The following is a 17273-nucleotide window of genomic DNA, read 5'->3' on the forward strand; positions in this document are numbered from 1 at the left end:
TCAGCACAGTCTATTTTTCAGGCTAAGGGCAAACGACACCCTTTTTCATTAAAAATCATTAAGGCGATCGCGAGCGGCAGCGAGGGCTTGGCGCACCTGATCAAAGCCTGTGCCCCCATAGCTATTGCGGGCAGCCACCACCTGTCGCGGTGCAATCCGCTCGTAAATATCCGCTCCAAAGGCAGGATGCAAGGCCTGCCATTCCTCAAGGGTGAGGTCTTTGAGCAATTTCCCCTGGGCAAGACAGGTTTTCACCACTTGCCCCACCAAATGATAGGCCTCGCGGAAGGGCACCCCTTTGCTCGCCAAGTAGTCGGCCACATCCGTGGCATTGGCAAAATCCTCCTCGACGGCCATTGCCAAACGCTCGGTTTGAAACACCACTCCCTCGGCCATTAGGATCGTCATTGCCTCTAGGCAGGCCCGCACGGTATCAACGGCATCGAAAAGGGCTTCTTTATCTTCCTGCAGATCCTTGTTGTAGGCCAAGGGTAGCCCCTTCATCATCACCAAGAGGGCCTGCAAATGGCCAAAAACTCGCCCCGTTTTTCCCCGCACCAACTCCGCCACGTCAGGATTTTTCTTTTGGGGCATGATGCTAGAACCGGTGGCACAGCTATCGGTGAGCCGCACAAAGGCAAATTCCTCGGAGGCCCAGAGAATGATCTCCTCCGCAAGCCGCGATAGATGCACCATAATCAAGCTAGCGGCACAGAGAAATTCAATGGCAAAATCGCGATCGCTGACGGCATCGAGGCTGTTGCGATAGGGTTCCCGAAAGCCCAACAATTCCGCTGTGTAGTGGCGATCGATGGGGAACGTCGTGCCCGCCAGTGCCCCAGCCCCCAAGGGAGAGACGTTCACCCGCTCCCGAATTTGCCGCAGTCGCTCAACGTCCCGCTCTGCCATTTCCACATAGGCCAGCAGATGGTGAGCCAGGCTCAGGGGTTGTGCCCGTTGCAGGTGGGTGTAGCCAGGGATGAGGGTTTCCACATGGGATTGCGCAAGATCTAGCAGGGTGCGCTGCCACTGCTGCAGTTGTTGAAGAATTTGGTCAATTTCTGAGCGCAAATAGAGGCGAACATCGGTGCCCACCTGATCGTTGCGCGATCGCGCCGTGTGGAGCTTCTTACCGACATCGCCAACAAGTTCTGTGAGGCGGCGTTCGACCGCAAAGTGCACATCTTCGGCTTCAATGCCAGGGGTAAACTGGCCGGCTCGGTATTCTTGGCGAATTTGTTCTAGGCCTTGGATCAGCGTTTCTGCTTCCTCTGGCGCAATAATTCCCGTTTTTGCCAGCATGCGGGCATGGGCCTGAGAGCCGGTGAGATCGTATTCAATGAGGCGAATGTCAAAACCAATACTGGCATTAAAGCGGGCGATCGCCGGGTGCAGGGCTTGTTCAAAGCGTTGGCTCCAAGGCTGGGGTTGGGCAGTCACAGACAAATCTCAAACGGAGAAGATTCAGAAGTTAAGCAGCTTGCCAAAAATCCAACCAATGGCAAGGCCAATAATCAATGCCCACAGTTGGCCAGAATCCACAAAGTTATTCCACGCCTTAGCAAAGTCATCCCCCAAGGTATCTTTGAATTTCTGGGCCACAATAATCTGCGGCTCAATCGTCATTTGGCTGGCAACAAAGTAATTGGGTGCAGGATTCATACTGAGCACTAGCGACAACTTCACTGAGGTTGATCCTAGCGGAGGTGGGGGCGATCGCCAAGCCCCATCAGACAATCAAAGCAGACTTCAGTATGCTAGTGTATTAGCGTGATCAGGGTAACGTGATTAGCTTGACCATTCCAAAAGAAAACAGCGATCGCGTCCCTGCTGCTTGGCCTGATAAAGCGCAGTATCAGCTACAGCCAGTGCAGATTGCCAATGGCTCTCCCTCAGAGGCAGCGCGACATAACAAAGGCCAGCACTAAGGCTAAGATAGGGAAGGTTTACTCCTTTTGCTGGCCTAATCTGCAAAGCGCGTACCCCCTCTAGTCCTCGCCGGACAATGGCCAACGCAAGTTCGCCGCTGACCTGTGGCAGCACTAGGCTAAACTCTTCCCCCCCATAGCGAGCTAAAACATCTTCGGCACGAAAACTAGCCTTGAGAACCTGGGCCACTCGTTGCAATACGGCATCTCCTGCCAAATGACCGTAGCAATCGTTATAGGCCTTAAAATAATCCACATCCAAGAGGGCAAAGGTCAAAGAGTAGCCGTAGGTGTGGGCCTGTTGCCAAAGGCGAGCTGCGGCCGACTCGAAAAACCGGCGATTCCCTAGCGCCGTTAAGCAATCTTGCTCTGCCAATCGCTCCAATTGTTGCTTTTGCCGCTCTAGGGTCTGACGCTGATCTTGCAATTGCCGCACATAGGCCCGCTGCCGCTCGAGTTCCTCTTCCAGGCGCCGAACCTGTTGCTGGAGGTACTGTATTTCTCCTTGGCAGGAGGCGGGCGCAAGCCGCACCAGGATCAACGCTTTACCTTCGCAATTCAAGCCAATGCCCTCAATAACCGACCCTGCCCGCTCTCGCTGCCCTAAGTCAAAGGCACTTGCTAGCATCCGACAGCTCTGTTGGCAGCGATTGAGCCAAGTTTGCACCGCAGTCTGGGGTTGTTGCAGGAGTTGGGCTAGATTCCTTCCCCTTAAGATCAACCCATGCTCCTGCCAGCACAGAGTGGCCGCTTCGTTAGCCGCCAGTACTTGCCCTCCAGGATCTACTAGAAGAATTGGTTCCGGAAAAGCCCGTATATAAGCCAGCAAATCTGCTTTCAAGCCCAACATATAGGAAAGCTCTGTTAAATTTCAGACCCATTCTAACTACTGCTGGCTTATCTAAACTTATCTAAGTAAGAAAGGAACAATCCAAGCAATAAAATAGTGTTTTGGTCTAGTAACTAATAACTGATATAACTAACAACTCTAAAGTTCGGCTCCTAGGGATTTTCTCTGCTTTGGTGGCAATTGACAACTGTAGTAATCGGGAAACACAACATAAAGGGGCTTGCTTAAGAGAGTAGCAATTTCCTGTTCAATGGCAGCTGAACGGGTACGCCTGCGGATAACTGCAGAGACACAATGACGCGAAACTCCTAGCTTTTGAGCGATTTTAGAACCATTCCAGCCCCGCTTGCGTAGCTCCGCTTTAATGTCTTCAGGATGCATACCCGACTCTAAGGATTCTCAGCAATCAATCTAGTTATAGCTGATGCTAGAAGCAAAGACCTGATGTTGTCAAGTGACAACTGAAGCGCTCTAGCACTTTTCTTGAGAAAGCACGGGAGCGGCGAGTTAACATGTAAATCTATACATCTCTTGATAAACCTCTTGACAGGCGTAGAAAGGCTCGAACCGTGCAAGCCCTGGTAAGGGGCCGCTTCCCTTTGAGGTACGCCCTCGGAGGTAAGCCAGTGGTTTGGGTATTTTGACAATGCACAACAATCCCCATGCAAACATCACCATCTAGCTCCATTGCTCGGCAAAATCTGGCAAAACTGCTGCGACAGCATCGGGGTGTGCGCAGTCAACGGGCCTTTGCTGCAGAACTTGGCATTTCCTACACCTGCTTACAGAAGTGGGAAAAAGGGCTTTCGTTTCCTAATGTAGAAAACTTGCATAAACTCGCCGACTACTTTGGCTTTGAGAACATGGATGCCTTTTTGGGCTATCTCAATCAAGCAACCTCACTTCCCTTGACAACAGCGGAAGACGACGAAGCCCTAGTAGCAGAAATCATCTCCAAAATTCGCCACTTACCTTTGCGTAAAGCTACGCGGGTTATTGGCAGTGCCATGCACTTTATCTCCTTAGATACTCCGGAAGAGCCTCAGTTTTAAGCTCCTTTGGGGAGTACTGCCTGCCCCACCTGGACGCTTCTGTGGCATTCTGAAAGGGAGAAGTTGCACAATTTGGCCACTTAGATTCTATGCAAACGCTGCCGAGTCCTGTTCAAACTACTCCGACAGAAACCGCCATTGTCCGTCGCAAAACCCGTCCTGTGCCCATTGGCTCTGTCATCATTGGGGGCGGTCATCCCGTGGCGGTGCAGTCGATGATCAACGAAGACACCCTAGATATTGACGCCTCAGTGGCCGCCATTCGTCGTCTCCATGAAATTGGCTGTGAAATTGTGCGGGTGACAGTACCCAGCCTTGCCCATGCCAAGGCCATGGAAGAGATTCGCGATCGCCTCTACAAAACCTACAAACCCGTGCCCCTGGTTGCCGATGTCCACCACAACGGCATGAAAATTGCCCTTGAAGTAGCTAAGTATGTGGACAATGTACGCATCAATCCGGGGCTATACGTCTTTGAGAAACCCAAGCCCGATCGCACAGAATACACGAAAGCAGAATTTGAGGAAATTGGGGCCAAAATTCGCGAAACCCTTGAGCCACTGGTGATCTCGCTGCGCGATCAGGGCAAATCCATGCGCATTGGCGTCAATCACGGTTCCCTTGCTGAGCGGATGCTCTTTACCTATGGCGATACCCCAGAAGGAATGGTGGAATCGGCCCTGGAATTTATCCGCATCTGCGAGTCGTTGAACTTCTACAACCTGGAAATTTCCCTCAAGGCCTCACGGGTACCGGTGATGATTGCTGCCAACCGCCTGATGGTCAAGCGCATGGACGAACTGGGCATGGACTACCCCCTCCACTTGGGCGTCACCGAAGCTGGGGATGGCGAGTATGGCCGCATCAAATCCACCGCAGGCATTGCCACCCTCCTTGCTGAAGGGATTGGCGACACAATTCGTGTGTCCCTCACCGAAGCTCCCGAAAAAGAAATTCCGGTTTGCTACGGCATTTTGCAAGCCTTGGGCCTGCGGCGAACCATGGTGGAGTATGTGGCCTGTCCCTCTTGTGGGCGGACGCTCTTTAACCTTGAGGAAGTGCTGCACAAAGTCCGTGAAGCCACCAAACACCTGACGGGTCTGAATATTGCCGTCATGGGCTGCATTGTCAATGGGCCGGGGGAAATGGCCGACGCCGACTATGGCTATGTGGGCAAACAGACGGGCTACATCTCCCTCTATCGCGGCCGTGAGGAAGTTAAGAAAGTCCCAGAAGCGGAAGGCGTGGCTGCCCTTGTGGAATTAATCAAGGCCGATGGCCGCTGGGTTGATCCCTAAACTATCAAGTATCTGTGAGGAGCAAAACATGACCACGGAAACCATTTTTAGCCGCATCCTTCGCCGCGAGATTCCTGCGGACATTGTCCATGAGGATGAGCTGTGTCTGGCCTTTCGCGACATCAACCCCCAAGCCCCTGTACATATTCTGGTGATCCCCAAAAAGCCGATTCCCCAACTAAGCCTGGCAGAACCCGAAGATCACCGCGTGCTGGGGCACCTGCTGCTGACTGCGAAACGCATTGCCGAGGCAGAGGGTCTAACGAATGGCTATCGCGTCGTCATTAACAATGGTCCCGACGGTGGGCAAACAGTCTATCATCTGCACCTACACTTGTTGGGTGGGCGACCCATGCAATGGCCACCGGGCTAAGGTCCGAGCTAAACTTGTGTAGCAGTCAATCCACTTCTTGACAAAGGGTACTTAGCCATGGGGAGCGATCGCTGAAACTTTGTAGCCTAGAGTACAGTTTGCACCAATCATGTCTTTTAATCTATGGGAGATTATTGCTTATACGAGAGAACAAAACCCCATGGCTCAAGAATTTGGACTTGGACGCCGGAAATTTTTAGTCTATGGCTCAGCCGCATTGGGAACGAGCCTTCTGATTAAAGGGTGTGCTCCAGCTACAGAAACCGGAGGTGGTGGACAACCAACCGCCGCTGGTGGTGACACTATCAAAGTAGGGATTTTGCATTCCTTAAGTGGCACCATGGCCATTAGTGAAAAGAGTGTGGTGGATGCTACCCAACTGGCCATTGAGCAAATCAACCAAGCGGGGGGGGTTCTGGGCAAGCAGATTCAACCTATTCTGGAGGATGGGGCATCTGACTGGCCGACCTTTGCCGAAAAAGCCACGAAATTAATCGATCAAGATAAAGTGGTAGCGGTTTTCGGCTGCTGGACTTCTGCTTCTCGGAAAGCAGTACTGCCGGTTTTTGAATCCAAGAATCACATGCTTTGGTACCCTGTGCAGTACGAAGGTCAAGAGTGCTCGAAAAACATTTTTTACACGGGTGCCGCTCCCAACCAGCAAATCGAACCTGCCGTAGATTGGCTCCTGCAAAACAAGGGTAAGAAATTTTTCTTAGTGGGCTCAGACTACGTCTTTCCCCGCACGGCCAACACAATTATCAAGGCACAACTGGCGGCTAAAGGTGGTGAAACAGTGGGTGAAGACTATCTGCCCTTGGGTAACACCGAAGTCACGCCCATCATTACTCGCATTCGCAATGCCTTGCCGGATGGCGGTGTGATTTTCAACACCCTCAACGGCGATAGCAACGTGGCCTTCTTTAAGCAGTTGCAGGGAGCAGGTCTGACACCAGATAAATACCCAACGATGTCCGTCAGTATTGCTGAGGAAGAGGTTCAAGCCATTGGCGTTGAGTACCTCAAGGGGCAGTATGCTGCTTGGAACTACTTTATGACTGTGGATACCCCTGAAAATAAATCGTTTGTCGAGGCCTTCAAAGCGAAGTTTGGCCAAAACCGCGTCACCAATGATCCAATGGAGGCCGCCTACATTGCCGTTCACCTCTGGAAACAGGCCGTGGAACAGGCAGGCACAGCTGACGATTTGGAAAAAGTGCGCCAAGCTGCCATTGGCCAGACGTTTAATGCCCCGGAAGGTCCCGTGAAGATGTTTGCGAACCACCACATTTCCAAAACAGTGCGCATTGGTGAGGTGGGTGAAGATGGTCTCTTTAAGATTGTTTACTCCACACCCCAACCCGTGGATCCGCTGCCTTGGAACCAGTTTGTGGCGGAAACGAAGGGGCTTGTCTGCGACTGGACGCGCACTGATGTGGATAACCCCGGCAAATTTAAGGCTACGGGGGCTTGATTCCCTAATTTCCGAAATTTAGTAGTCCTAAAAACAGTTTTTGCCCCCTAAGGGGCTTGACAATCACAGTTAGCTATCTGGGGTGGCTTCTTTCCGACAGGTTTTAGAACCATGACCTTTTTGCTAGAAAGTGTCTTCAATGGCATGAGTATCGGTGCGGTGTTGCTGTTAACCGCACTGGGGCTGGCGATTGTTTTTGGCATTATGGGTGTGATTAACCTCGCCCACGGCGAACTGATGATGCTGGGAGCCTACACCACTTTCGTGGTACAAAATGGCTTCCGTCAATTGGGGGAGGGTTGGTTTGATGCCTATCTATTAATAGCAGTGCCCTTAGCCTTTGCCGTGGCAGCGGGGATCGGTGTCGTTCTTGAGCGGGGAGTCATTCGCTATCTCTATGGTCGCCCCCTTGAAACCCTCTTGGCCACTTGGGGCGTGAGTTTGATCCTGCAACAGTTGGTGCGCAGTATAAGTTGGCAGATGACGCTGCAGATCGCCCTCTTTTGTCTGCTCTTCTTTGGTGGCCGCTGGCTCCTCTCTAAACGGGCGATCGCTCCCCGTTGGCAGGCTTGGGTATCGCCAGTGTTACTGCTGCTCTCTGTCGGGATTGGCCTGACGGCTAGCCTCGTGGCTGGGGGCGCGGTGGGTCTGGCAATGACGAAGCCCTGGTTTGGTGCTCAGGGGGTGGATGTGACCGCTCCTAGTTGGCTGCGGAGAGGGGTCAATCTTTGGGGAGTGCAGTTTCCCTTTGTGCGCCTCTTTATTATTGCCCTGACGGTGGTGTGTCTGGCGGCGATTTACTGCTTTCTTCTGCGATCGCAATGGGGCCTACGGATTCGCGCCGTAACTCAAAACCGCAGTATGAGTGCCTGCTTAGGTATTCCCACCCAAACGGTTGATAGCCTCACCTTTGCCCTTGGCTCTGGTCTAGCGGGAGTAGCAGGCTGTGCCATTAGCCTTTTGGGTTCTGTGAGCCCCAATACAGGTCAGAACTACATTGTTGAAGCCTTCATGGTTGTTGTCGTGGGGGGAGTCGGTAAAATTGTCGGTTCGATTGTGGCTGCCCTTGGCATTGGCTTTGTCAACTATGTCATTGGTTCGGGGTTGATGACCCGCTTTCTTGAACCGCAAACAGCACTGTTTGACTTCTTTGAATTTTTTGCCAGTACCAGCATGGCACGGGTGATGGTCTTCATCCTGATCATTGCTTTCCTACAACTGCGTCCCGCTGGTCTTTTTCCACAAAAAGGACGGGCAGTCGATGCCTAAGCTATCGCAGTTCTCTTTTCCGAAAGATCGCCTCAGTGGTCGCGAGTTAATCGCGGTGGCTATCCTTGCTTTGATCCTGATTTTCGTGATGCCACCTCTGTTGCCGGGGTTTCGCTTGGATTTGCTGCACCGCTATCTGGCTCTGGCGATTGTGGCTTTGGGGATTGATCTGATTTGGGGGTTTACGGGGTTGCTTAGCCTTGGCCATGGCATTTTCTTTGCTTTGGGGGGGTACGCGATCGCCCTGCATTTGAAACTACAGGTACCCGCCACTGCTCCTAGTCCACTGCCGGACTTTATGTCCCTCTACGGGGTCACGGAGTTGCCGTGGTTTTGGTATCCCTTCTATTCCTTTGCCTTTGCTGTCGCAGCAGTGGTGCTGATCCCAGCCCTATTGGCGGCACTCTTGGGGTACCTTGTCTTCCGCAACCGCATCCGAGGGGTCTATTTCTCTATCCTTACTCAGGCAGCCATCATCGTCTTTTTTAACTTCTTTAATGGTCAGCAAAAACTTTTTAACGGCACCAATGGCCTAACGGATTTTCAAACCCTGCTGGGGTTCCCTGTGCGCAATGCCCAGACCCAGTATTGGTTCTATGTCATAACAGTAATTTTCTTGGCCTTGGCCTATCTTCTTTGCCGTTGTCTGACAATGGGACGCTTTGGCCGCCTACTGGTTGCTATTCGCGATGATGAAGTCCGCGTCCGTTTTTCGGGATACAATCCGACCAGTTATAAGGTACTCGTTTTTGCTATTTCCGCTGCCTTAGCAGGGATCGGTGGCGCCTTCTTTACCCTGCGCACAGGCATCATTTCACCACGGGCGATGGACATTGCCTTCTCGATTGAGATGGTGATCTGGGTGGCGGTTGGCGGCCGTGCCACCCTCATTGGAGCCGTGCTGGGGGCACTCTTGGTCAACTTTGCCCGCAGTCTGTTGAGTGAGCAGTTTGCCGATATTTGGCTCTTTTTCCAAGGGGCACTGTTTTTAATTGTGGTGTTGGCACTACCTACGGGAATTGTTGGCTGGCTGCGCACCGAAGCCCCCAACCTGATTACGAAACTCTTGGGGCGACCACAACCCGTGGCAACATATCCAGAGTTGGAGTTTGATCCTGAGGTGCAATATGAGCGTCAAGTTCTCGAACAGGAGGGCAAATAATTGCTGTGACACCTATTCTTGAAATTGAGGATCTCACCGTTAGCTTTGATGGTTTCAATGCCCTAAATCATCTCTCGTTTCGGATGGAGGCGGGGGAACTACGGGTGATTATTGGCCCCAATGGTGCTGGTAAAACCACGTTTCTCGATGTGATTACGGGCAAAGTCAAGCCGACACAGGGGCGAGTGCTCTTTAAGGGGCGCAATCTGCGTCGCTATAGCGAAGATCAAATAGCCCGTATGGGCATTGGTCGCAAGTTTCAAACTCCCCGCGTTTATCTCAACCTAACAGTGCAGGAAAATTTGGAGTTGGCAGTAGCCCGCCATAAGGGCGTCTTGGCAACGCTGTTTCAGCCACTGTCCCGCGAGGAGCGCGATCGCTTGCACACCTTGATTGAGACCATTGGTCTGCGGCCAAAGGCTAACTTTCCGGCAGGACTCCTCTCCCATGGTGAAAAGCAGTGGCTAGAAATTGGCATGCTGGTAGCACAATCCCCCGATTTGCTATTGGTGGATGAACCGGTAGCGGGTCTCACGGATGAGGAGACCCACCTAACGGGAGAGCTTCTAATAGCCCTGGCCGAAAGCCACTCCATTATTGTCATTGAGCACGATATGGAGTTTGTCCGCCAAATTGCCCGCACGGTTACGGTTCTCCATGAGGGCTCGGTACTTTGCGAAGGTTCTATTGAAACCGTACAAAATGATCCCCGCGTGATTGAAGTCTATTTAGGTGCTCCCCTCGAAGAATCTGACTTGGCACAACAACCATGACCCGCGTTGATCATTACCCCCTAGCGAGGACAGCAGTGGATGCCGATTGGATGCTGCGCATTCGTGGCCTCAATGTCTATTACGGCGAAAGCCATATCCTGCGGGATATTGACCTGAGTGTGCCCGTTGGCAAAATGGTGTGCCTCATTGGCCGTAATGGCGTCGGCAAAACCACACTCCTGAAAACCATCATTGGCCTGATCAAGCCCCGCAGTGGCCAACTGGACTGTCAAGGAGAATCTCTCCTGCCGTTGCGTCCGGATCAGCGAGCCAAGCTGGGAATTGGCTATGTACCTCAAGGACGGGAAATTATTCCCCGGTTGACGGTGAAGGAGAACCTACTCCTTGGTTTGGAGGCGCGTCCCCGTCAGCCGGCAAAACAGGAGATTTCAGAGGAAATTTTTGAACTCTTTCCTATCCTGAAGAAAATGCTCCACCGCATGGGAGGAGATCTCAGCGGTGGGCAGCAGCAACAGTTGGCGATCGCCCGCGCCCTAATGGGAGAACCCAAACTGCTTCTACTGGATGAACCCACCGAAGGAATTCAACCCTCGATCATCCTTGAGATTGAAGCGGCAGTTCGTCGCATTATTGCCGCCCGAGGCATTTCTGTCCTCCTAGTGGAACAGCACCTCCACTTTGTCCGCGAGGCGGACTGGTACTATGCAATGCAAAAGGGGGGCATTGTTGCCTCTGGCCCCACCAGCAATCTCAGTCAACAGGTGATTCAGCGGTTTCTCGCGGTCTAGCCTCTAGATCGGGCGATCGCCCCCCTCCAAGGAGCTGGGTTGCTCCACCAGCGTTACCCGTCGGGGTTGTGCCAGTTGCCGTAGCACGGGTTGCAGATGCCCCAGTGTGTCGTTGAGGCGATCGAGAAGCAGTTGCAGATTCCCTGTATCGGCGAGGGCTTGCAGGGCTTGGTTGAGGGTTTCTAACAGTTGTAACCGCTGCTGCAGGGTGCGATCGCTGGCGGCCAGGAGTCCAGCAATGTATTCGCTCTGTTGCCGCAGTTCTTGAGCAATGGCGGTCTGTTCCTGACTGACCTGCGCCAGGAGTTCCCCTTGGCTGTGCTGAAGCTGGGTCACAAGGCGCTCAAACTGCTCAATGGACTGTTGCTGCCGCGCCTCGAGCGTGGCCACAAATTGCTGCCGATCCCTGATCACACTAAGGGCCAGTTGATTTAAGTTGTCCAAGAGTTTTTGCAGCTTTTCTTCTGTGGGCAACGCCGTGCAAATGGTTTCCTGAATCACTTGTTGGAGAGTGGCGCCATCCACCCCTGCGTTCGTAACGGGGAGGCGGGGCAGCAGTTGATCGTTAATGTAGGTGTCAATTTGCAGCAGCAATTTATTCTCCCAGCGTTCAACCATCACCATTGGGATCATCGCCAGCACACTGAGGACTAAGGCTACGAGGGTAGTATCAAAGGCCACCGCTAGCCCCGTCGTCACCCCACCAATTCCCTCCTTGATCTGGTTCACGTCCTGAGCTGTCTCCAAAAAGCTGGAAAAGCCACTGACCGCTTGACTAATCCCCACCACCGTGCCAATAAAGCCCAACAGGGGAATTGCCCACAGTAGAACCCGGGGAATCGTATAGGAGGCATCGGTAGCTGCTGCGGCACTGCTACTGTCTTCTGCGGCGGCTTCAACAGCAATCTCTCGCTGGCCACTACTGAGAAATGCCCCTAAAACACGAGCACAGCGATTGGGAAGAAGCGTCCGCCGTTGGGCAAGAGTTTGCTGCAATTGCAAAATATCCCGCATCGCAGTGAAGGGATAGTTGGCGGGGATCCAGATTTGACGCAGGCTGGGGGTCTGTTGAAACAGAGCGATCGCCTTCAAAATTGTAAACACCAAAACCGTCCACGCAAAAAAGACAGCCACGGGTTGCGTCCAGCCGCGATTGAGGAGCAGTTGGCCAAGGTAGGTGCCCTGAAGGGGCAAAAAGAAAATGTAGAGGAGGACCGTGGCAACGGCAGCGATCGCCAGCGCTAACCACAGCGGAACCGTGAGATCACGGCGGGGTACTGGTACTGGGGTCAGGGAAGGGACAGTTGTTGTCGAAATGGGAGAAGCAGCTGTCATGACAATATTCAGGGCGCAAACATTTTTCAATCTATCGTGAAGGAGCCTCAGATTTTTGGAACAGCTGCGGCTCCCTGCTGCCACCGCCAAAAACCTGCCAAGAGACTGCCAATTAGGGAATGAACCACCCCCGAAATCGCGCAGGGTACTGCGGTGAGGGGATTTGCAAAGGCTTGCCGCGCCAACGCCACCCCGAGCCCAGAGTTTTGCATGCCCACCTCGATGGCGATTGTCCGACAGGTGCGCTCTGAATAGCCCACAGCTCGAGCAAGATAGTAGCCACCAAGAAAGCCCAAACTGTGGAGGGACACAATGGCTGCCAACAGTTGCAAACCATGACTGAGAATCGCCTTGGCACTTGCGGCAAACACACCACCACAGATGACACAAATACCCAAAACTGAAATCAAGGGAGAAATAGGGAGCATTTTTTTCACCAAGGTGGGGGCTTTGGTATTCAAAGCTAAGCCAACAAGAATGGGCAGCAATACCACTTGAACTGTGCCCCAAAATAGTTGCAGGGCGTTTACTTCAACGTATTGACCCGCCAGGAGCTTGGTTAGTAGGGGTGTTAATATAATCGCTGCCAGCGTTGAGCAAAGGGTCATGACCACTGACAGCGCCACATGGGCGCGGGCAATAAACGTCACCACATTGGAGGCCGTTCCACCAGGGCAGCAAGCGACTAAAATTAGTCCTACAGCAAAGGGCGTGGGCAATTGATATAACTGTGCAACCAGCCATCCCGCCGTCGGCATAATCACGTACTGGCCAACAAATCCGAGGGCAACCGTGCGAGGCATTAACCCCACGGCCTGGAACTCCTGCCAACTTAGGGTGATCCCCATCCCTAGCATGACAATCATCAGGATCCAGACAATGAGATCGCTGTTGACCCACAAAAATAGGGGTGGATATACCAGCGCCACAATTGCCGTGAGCATTACCCAAAGCGGGAATAGGTTGGTCAACCATTCGAGGCGAGACATTAGGAAAAACCTATAAAACCTATTAGAGTGTCTAAAGATCCTAATAAGGAACGTCAAGGAAACGTTAAGTAGAATACATTTTTCGGGAAGACATGAGCTTTACAATAGCAGATAAAGCAAAGATACTCGAAAATATAGAGATTGGGGGAATGATTGGAAAAATGGGAGTAGCCACAGCTTTTTCCTTTTCATGATACTATCCGACTACAGAACAAGTGAACGTGTGTGAAAACGGTTGCATTGTCTTTTGTTTGTTCAATTCTGATAACAAGGTCAATAAAACAGTTTTCTTTGTACAGCAAGCCTAAAGATTTAGCATTGGGTACTCTAGTATATTACTTCTAACCCTAACGATATCAAAAAATTTATAGACTTTTAGCGCAGCAGTTGTCTAGTACTGATTCAGCGATCTATTAGCGATCTATTAGGTTGTCAAAGGAACAATTGCTATGACAGCAAGCACACCTACGTCAAGTTCAGTAGCACAAGTGGGCGACAAAGCATTGGCATTTCCAGCGCGGGTAATTCAGAAGGTGATTGGCGATCGCCTCTCCGGTCACTTAATATTTACCGATCCGCGGGACCCCTCCATCGGCTGGAACCTGTATGTGGGCAATGGTCAACTGCATTACGCCAATAGCACTGTTGGCCATCAGGAACGCTTCAACTACCTGTGTCAACGCTATTGCCCTCAACTCAGCACCACACTTGCAACCGATGAAACGGAGTATCAGTATCTCTGTCGTCTTTGGCAACAGGGGCAATTGACCCTTCCCCAACTGCGTAAGCTACTCTTTCTCTTTAGTCAAGAAGCGCTGGTTCATATCTTTGCCATGCCCCAAGCCGCGTTGCAGATGGAGCGGGTGGCGGGTCTTGATCACTTGGTTCTCTGTGTGCCGATCAAGGAAACTCTGAGTCAACGGCGGCAAGCCATTACCCAAGCAGTACAGGTGCGCACCTATTTGAACTCGCCGCTGCAACGACTGGTGCTAACCACAACCGAGGGAGTTCCCGCTGATCTGTGGCCAATGGACTATGGCCGCAATATTGCCGCTGCCTTGCCTCAACTCTTGGAGCAGACACCCGTACTCTATGAAGTGGCGACTCAGTTGCGCATGGAGGCGATCGCCACTGCTCAGTTACTGCAACCCGCCTTAGTCAATGGTTTGATTGCCCAGCATCCCTACACTATCCCCACCAGTGATACTCGCCCCATCGTGGCTTGTATTGACGATAGCCGCACCATTCAGCGCAATGTCCGCCTCATTTTGGAAACCTGTGGTTACCGGGTGCTAGGCTTGATGCAACCAACCCATGCCCTAAGTGCCCTCAATGATACCAAGCCTGACTTAGTCTTGATGGATATCTCGATGCCAGACATGGATGGCTATGAGCTATGCCGTCAACTGCGGCAAACAGAAGCCCTTAAGGATGTGCCAGTAGTCATGCTCACAGGGCGCGACGGGCTAGTGGATCGGATTCGAGCACGGATGGCAGGGGCGACCGAGTATTTAACGAAACCCTTTACGCCACAGGAGTTACTATCGTTAGCGGAGCGATTCACTCAGACTGCGGCAATGGAGAGTCATTCATGAAGCAGGTGCTAGTCGTTGAGGATTCCCGCACAGAGCAAACCATGATTGTCTCAATTTTAGAGAAATTGGGACACCAGGCCCATGTGGCGGAAACAGCGGAAAAAGCCATGGAATGGTTGGCTACGCATCAGCCACCGGATTTGATTGTGCTCGATATTGTGATGCCAGGAGCCAATGGCTTTGAACTCTGCCGCGAAGTACGGGCAAATTCCCTCCTCAAGACGGTGCCGATTATCTTCTGCTCCTCTAAGGATCAGGACTTTGATCGTTTTTGGGCGTTGCGTCAGGGGGGAAATGCCTACATCACGAAACCCTTTGAACCGCAAGATTTAATTGAAACCATTAACGAGTACTTACCTCCCTTGCCTCAATGATGTCTGTGAGTGCCCCAGTCCTTCAGGAATACTTTCATGTGGAACTGCCCCAAGGGGTGAATGTAGCGATTCCCCTTGGCCAAACGGCGCAGGTTTTAAGCGTTGAGCCACGGGATATTTGTCTGGTGCCGGGGGTTTCGGCCGCTCTTTTGGGCATTAGTAACCACCGGGGGCGGTTATTGTGGATGCTTGACCTATTGAAGTTGCTGGGGGTGCAGTATGCTTGGGGGCGATCGCCCCACCAACGTTGGACGGCAGTGGTCATGCAAGATACTGATGGCTCGTCACCGCGTCAACTGGCGTGTTTGGTGAGTCAACTGCGGGGCATTATTCATGTGTCGCCAGAGCAGCAGCAGCCGGTGCCCCAGCGACTTCAAGGGCAGCTGCAGCAGTATTTGCAGGGTTTTGTGCGGTTGGATCGCCTGCCAATCTTACTATTGAATGTTGAAGCCGTTTTTCAAGCTGTTGCCCATTCAGCTGCGCCAGACCTATGACCTCCCTTGCTAATTCCACCCCGCCGACCTCATCCCTGAGCGATCGCTACTTCAATGCCATCCTCACTCAGGATATCCCGACCCTGCGCGCCCTCCTTGAGGAAGAACCCACTGATCATTTGGTACAGTTGACCCTAGCCACTGCCCTTGAACAGGCGGGTGATGTTGCTGCCGCCAAAGACCTTTATCGGGCGATCGCCGAAGCAGATCAGGGAATTTTTGGTCAAAGTGCCCGCCATGCCTTGGCACTACTGCAGACAAGCCCTGCGCCTCCCCCGCTCCCCCCACTGCCCAGTGCCCCTGTTGCCGCTACCCCCATTCCCCTAGGACGGGGTCAAATCAAACAGTTGCGGCAGGGGCTGCACACCTTAGAAACATGGCTAGTGCAACTCCAGCAACAGGAGTGGCATAGCCCCTTGCCTGAGTTTAACGATCCTCAACTCGCCGCCATTGGCCAAGGCATTGCCGTCTTGGTCGCTCAGCTCCAGCAGCAGCAGGATGAGATTCAAGCCCTCGAAGCCCAACGTCAAGGGGAACTACAGCGGCAGCGCCAAGAACGGATGAAAATGCAGGAGGCAGTGATTAACCTATTGCTGGATATTGAAGGAGCCCAGCGGGGAGATCTCACCGTACGCGCCAAGGTGGATGCAGGGGAAATGGGTTCCATTGCCGATGCTTTCAATGCCACAGTGCGTAGTTTGCGTCAAATTGTCGTCCAAGTCCAAGCTGCCGCCAACCAAGTCCAAACCGCTGCCCAAATCACCCAGGGGGCGATCGCCGGATTGGTTGCCGGGGCAACCCAGCAAGCCGCCGACATTGATCGCAGTGTGGAAGCGGTCGAAACAATGGCCGCCTCAGTGCAAGCAGTAGCCAAGTCTGCCCAAGAAGCAGCAGCGATCGCCGCAGAGGGGTTGACGGCAGCACAATTGGGGGATACAACTATGGACACCACCGTGGAGAGTATGGAGAATATCCGCCTCAGCGTGGCCGAGACCGCCAAGAAAATGAAACGCCTCGCTGAATCCTCCCAAGAAATCTCCAAAATCATCAACATCATCTCCAACATCTCTGAGAAAACCAACCTTTTGGCCTTTAATGCTTCGATTGAAGCTGCCCGCGCTGGGGAGCACGGCCAAGGCTTCCGGGTGGTGGCCGATGAGGTGCGCCGCCTGGCCGAGCGAGTCACAGATTCAGCACGGGATATTGAGCAGCTAGTGACGGGGATTCAGCAGGAGACGGCTGAGGTGCTTCAGGAAATGGAAGTCAGTACGGCACAAGTGGTCAAGGGCACCCAGTTGGTGAGTCAAACCAAAGCAACATTACAGGGACTCGCTCGCCTCAACCAACAAATTGATTCACGACTGCAAATGATTTCTGAGCGCACCGCCTTGCAAACATCCACTGCGGCAGACGTGATGGAGACGATGCAGGGAGTTGCCCAGATGGCACAAACAACAACGTCAGCCGCTGCTGCTGTGGTCGATGCCATGGACAGTCTAGTCGCCGTTGCCGCAGAACTGCAGGCCTCGGTATCGCGGTTCCGTGTGGATCCTTAGAG

General features: G+C 52.7%; 18 protein-coding genes. 12 read left to right on the plus strand and 6 right to left on the minus strand.

All coding sequences use genetic code 11. The features are described from left to right. Nucleotides 1-48 precede the first annotated feature (48 nt). From argH to Q0W94_RS12410, 4 genes are all read right to left on the minus strand, one after another. Nucleotides 49-1440, minus strand: a complete 1392-nt coding sequence (gene argH, locus Q0W94_RS08185) for an argininosuccinate lyase (RefSeq protein WP_297757651.1) — start codon at nt 1438-1440, stop codon at nt 49-51. A gap of 24 nt (nt 1441-1464) precedes the next feature. Then, nucleotides 1465-1686 (minus strand): hypothetical protein, encoded by a 222-nt coding sequence (locus Q0W94_RS08190; protein ID WP_297757654.1) that lies wholly within the window; start codon nt 1684-1686, stop codon nt 1465-1467. A gap of 102 nt (nt 1687-1788) precedes the next feature. After that, on the minus strand, nt 1789-2778 hold the full coding sequence (locus Q0W94_RS08195; RefSeq protein WP_297757657.1) for a diguanylate cyclase: 990 nt from the start codon (nt 2776-2778) through the stop codon (nt 1789-1791). Between the two features lie 138 nt (nt 2779-2916). After that, a complete protein-coding gene (locus tag Q0W94_RS12410) occupies nt 2917-3159 on the minus strand; it encodes a transcriptional regulator (protein ID WP_399371494.1) in 243 nt (80 codons plus the stop codon). A 281-nt stretch (nt 3160-3440) separates the two neighbouring features. Between Q0W94_RS12410 and Q0W94_RS08200 the strand changes: the two genes are divergently transcribed. The 8 genes from Q0W94_RS08200 (at nt 3441) to urtE (ending at nt 10928) form a co-directional block, all read left to right on the plus strand. Continuing rightward, nucleotides 3441-3830 (plus strand): helix-turn-helix domain-containing protein, encoded by a 390-nt coding sequence (locus Q0W94_RS08200; protein WP_297757660.1) that lies wholly within the window; start codon nt 3441-3443, stop codon nt 3828-3830. Between the two features lie 89 nt (nt 3831-3919). Further along, nucleotides 3920-5128 (plus strand): (E)-4-hydroxy-3-methylbut-2-enyl-diphosphate synthase, encoded by a 1209-nt coding sequence (ispG, locus tag Q0W94_RS08205; protein WP_297757662.1) that lies wholly within the window; start codon nt 3920-3922, stop codon nt 5126-5128. A gap of 28 nt (nt 5129-5156) precedes the next feature. Continuing rightward, nucleotides 5157-5501 (plus strand): histidine triad nucleotide-binding protein, encoded by a 345-nt coding sequence (locus Q0W94_RS08210; RefSeq protein ID WP_024123856.1) that lies wholly within the window; start codon nt 5157-5159, stop codon nt 5499-5501. Between the two features lie 160 nt (nt 5502-5661). Next, on the plus strand, nt 5662-6975 hold the full coding sequence (urtA, locus tag Q0W94_RS08215) for an urea ABC transporter substrate-binding protein (protein ID WP_297757666.1): 1314 nt from the start codon (nt 5662-5664) through the stop codon (nt 6973-6975). 111 nt (nt 6976-7086) lie between these two features. Beyond that, nucleotides 7087-8244, plus strand: a complete 1158-nt coding sequence (urtB, locus tag Q0W94_RS08220) for an urea ABC transporter permease subunit UrtB (protein ID WP_297757668.1) — start codon at nt 7087-7089, stop codon at nt 8242-8244. A gap of 88 nt (nt 8245-8332) precedes the next feature. Beyond that, nucleotides 8333-9406 (plus strand): urea ABC transporter permease subunit UrtC, encoded by a 1074-nt coding sequence (urtC, locus tag Q0W94_RS08225; RefSeq protein ID WP_315863115.1) that lies wholly within the window; start codon nt 8333-8335, stop codon nt 9404-9406. Nucleotides 9407-9411: 5 nt separating this feature from the next. After that, on the plus strand, nt 9412-10179 hold the full coding sequence (urtD, locus tag Q0W94_RS08230) for an urea ABC transporter ATP-binding protein UrtD (protein ID WP_297757673.1): 768 nt from the start codon (nt 9412-9414) through the stop codon (nt 10177-10179). Nucleotides 10180-10229: 50 nt separating this feature from the next. Then, on the plus strand, nt 10230-10928 hold the full coding sequence (urtE, locus tag Q0W94_RS08235; protein ID WP_315863116.1) for an urea ABC transporter ATP-binding subunit UrtE: 699 nt from the start codon (nt 10230-10232) through the stop codon (nt 10926-10928). A 3-nt stretch (nt 10929-10931) separates the two neighbouring features. On the opposite strand, the gene Q0W94_RS08240 is transcribed toward urtE, so the two are convergent. Both Q0W94_RS08240 and Q0W94_RS08245 read right to left on the minus strand, forming a co-directional pair. Beyond that, the gene (locus Q0W94_RS08240; RefSeq protein WP_297757678.1) at nt 10932-12263 is read right to left on the minus strand and encodes a MotA/TolQ/ExbB proton channel family protein; all 1332 of its coding nucleotides are present in this window, start codon (nt 12261-12263) and stop codon (nt 10932-10934) included. A 47-nt stretch (nt 12264-12310) separates the two neighbouring features. Further along, nucleotides 12311-13252, minus strand: a complete 942-nt coding sequence (locus Q0W94_RS08245; RefSeq protein ID WP_297757680.1) for a bile acid:sodium symporter family protein — start codon at nt 13250-13252, stop codon at nt 12311-12313. Between the two features lie 449 nt (nt 13253-13701). On the opposite strand from Q0W94_RS08245, the gene Q0W94_RS08250 reads away from it, so the two are divergent. Genes Q0W94_RS08250 through Q0W94_RS08265 form a run of 4 tightly spaced genes read left to right on the plus strand, consistent with a single transcriptional unit; the run spans nt 13702 to nt 17271 of the window. Beyond that, nucleotides 13702-14847 carry a response regulator gene (locus Q0W94_RS08250; RefSeq protein WP_297757682.1) on the plus strand — a complete coding sequence of 382 codons (1146 nt, stop codon included), beginning with the start codon at nt 13702-13704 and terminating at the stop codon, nt 14845-14847. Continuing rightward, complete coding sequence (locus Q0W94_RS08255; protein WP_297757684.1) at nt 14844-15221, plus strand: response regulator transcription factor; 378 nt, start codon at nt 14844-14846, stop codon at nt 15219-15221. The genes Q0W94_RS08250 and Q0W94_RS08255 overlap by 4 nt, the downstream gene beginning before the upstream one ends. 5 nt (nt 15222-15226) lie before the next feature. Beyond that, nucleotides 15227-15715 (plus strand): chemotaxis protein CheW, encoded by a 489-nt coding sequence (locus Q0W94_RS08260; RefSeq protein ID WP_297757685.1) that lies wholly within the window; start codon nt 15227-15229, stop codon nt 15713-15715. Beyond that, a complete protein-coding gene (locus Q0W94_RS08265) occupies nt 15712-17271 on the plus strand; it encodes a methyl-accepting chemotaxis protein (RefSeq protein WP_297757686.1) in 1560 nt (519 codons plus the stop codon). The genes Q0W94_RS08260 and Q0W94_RS08265 overlap by 4 nt, the downstream gene beginning before the upstream one ends. The last annotated feature ends 2 nt before the right edge of the window (nt 17272-17273 follow it).

This window comes from Thermosynechococcus sp. (assembly GCF_025999095.1).
GTDB lineage: Bacteria > Cyanobacteriota > Cyanobacteriia > Thermosynechococcales > Thermosynechococcaceae > Thermosynechococcus.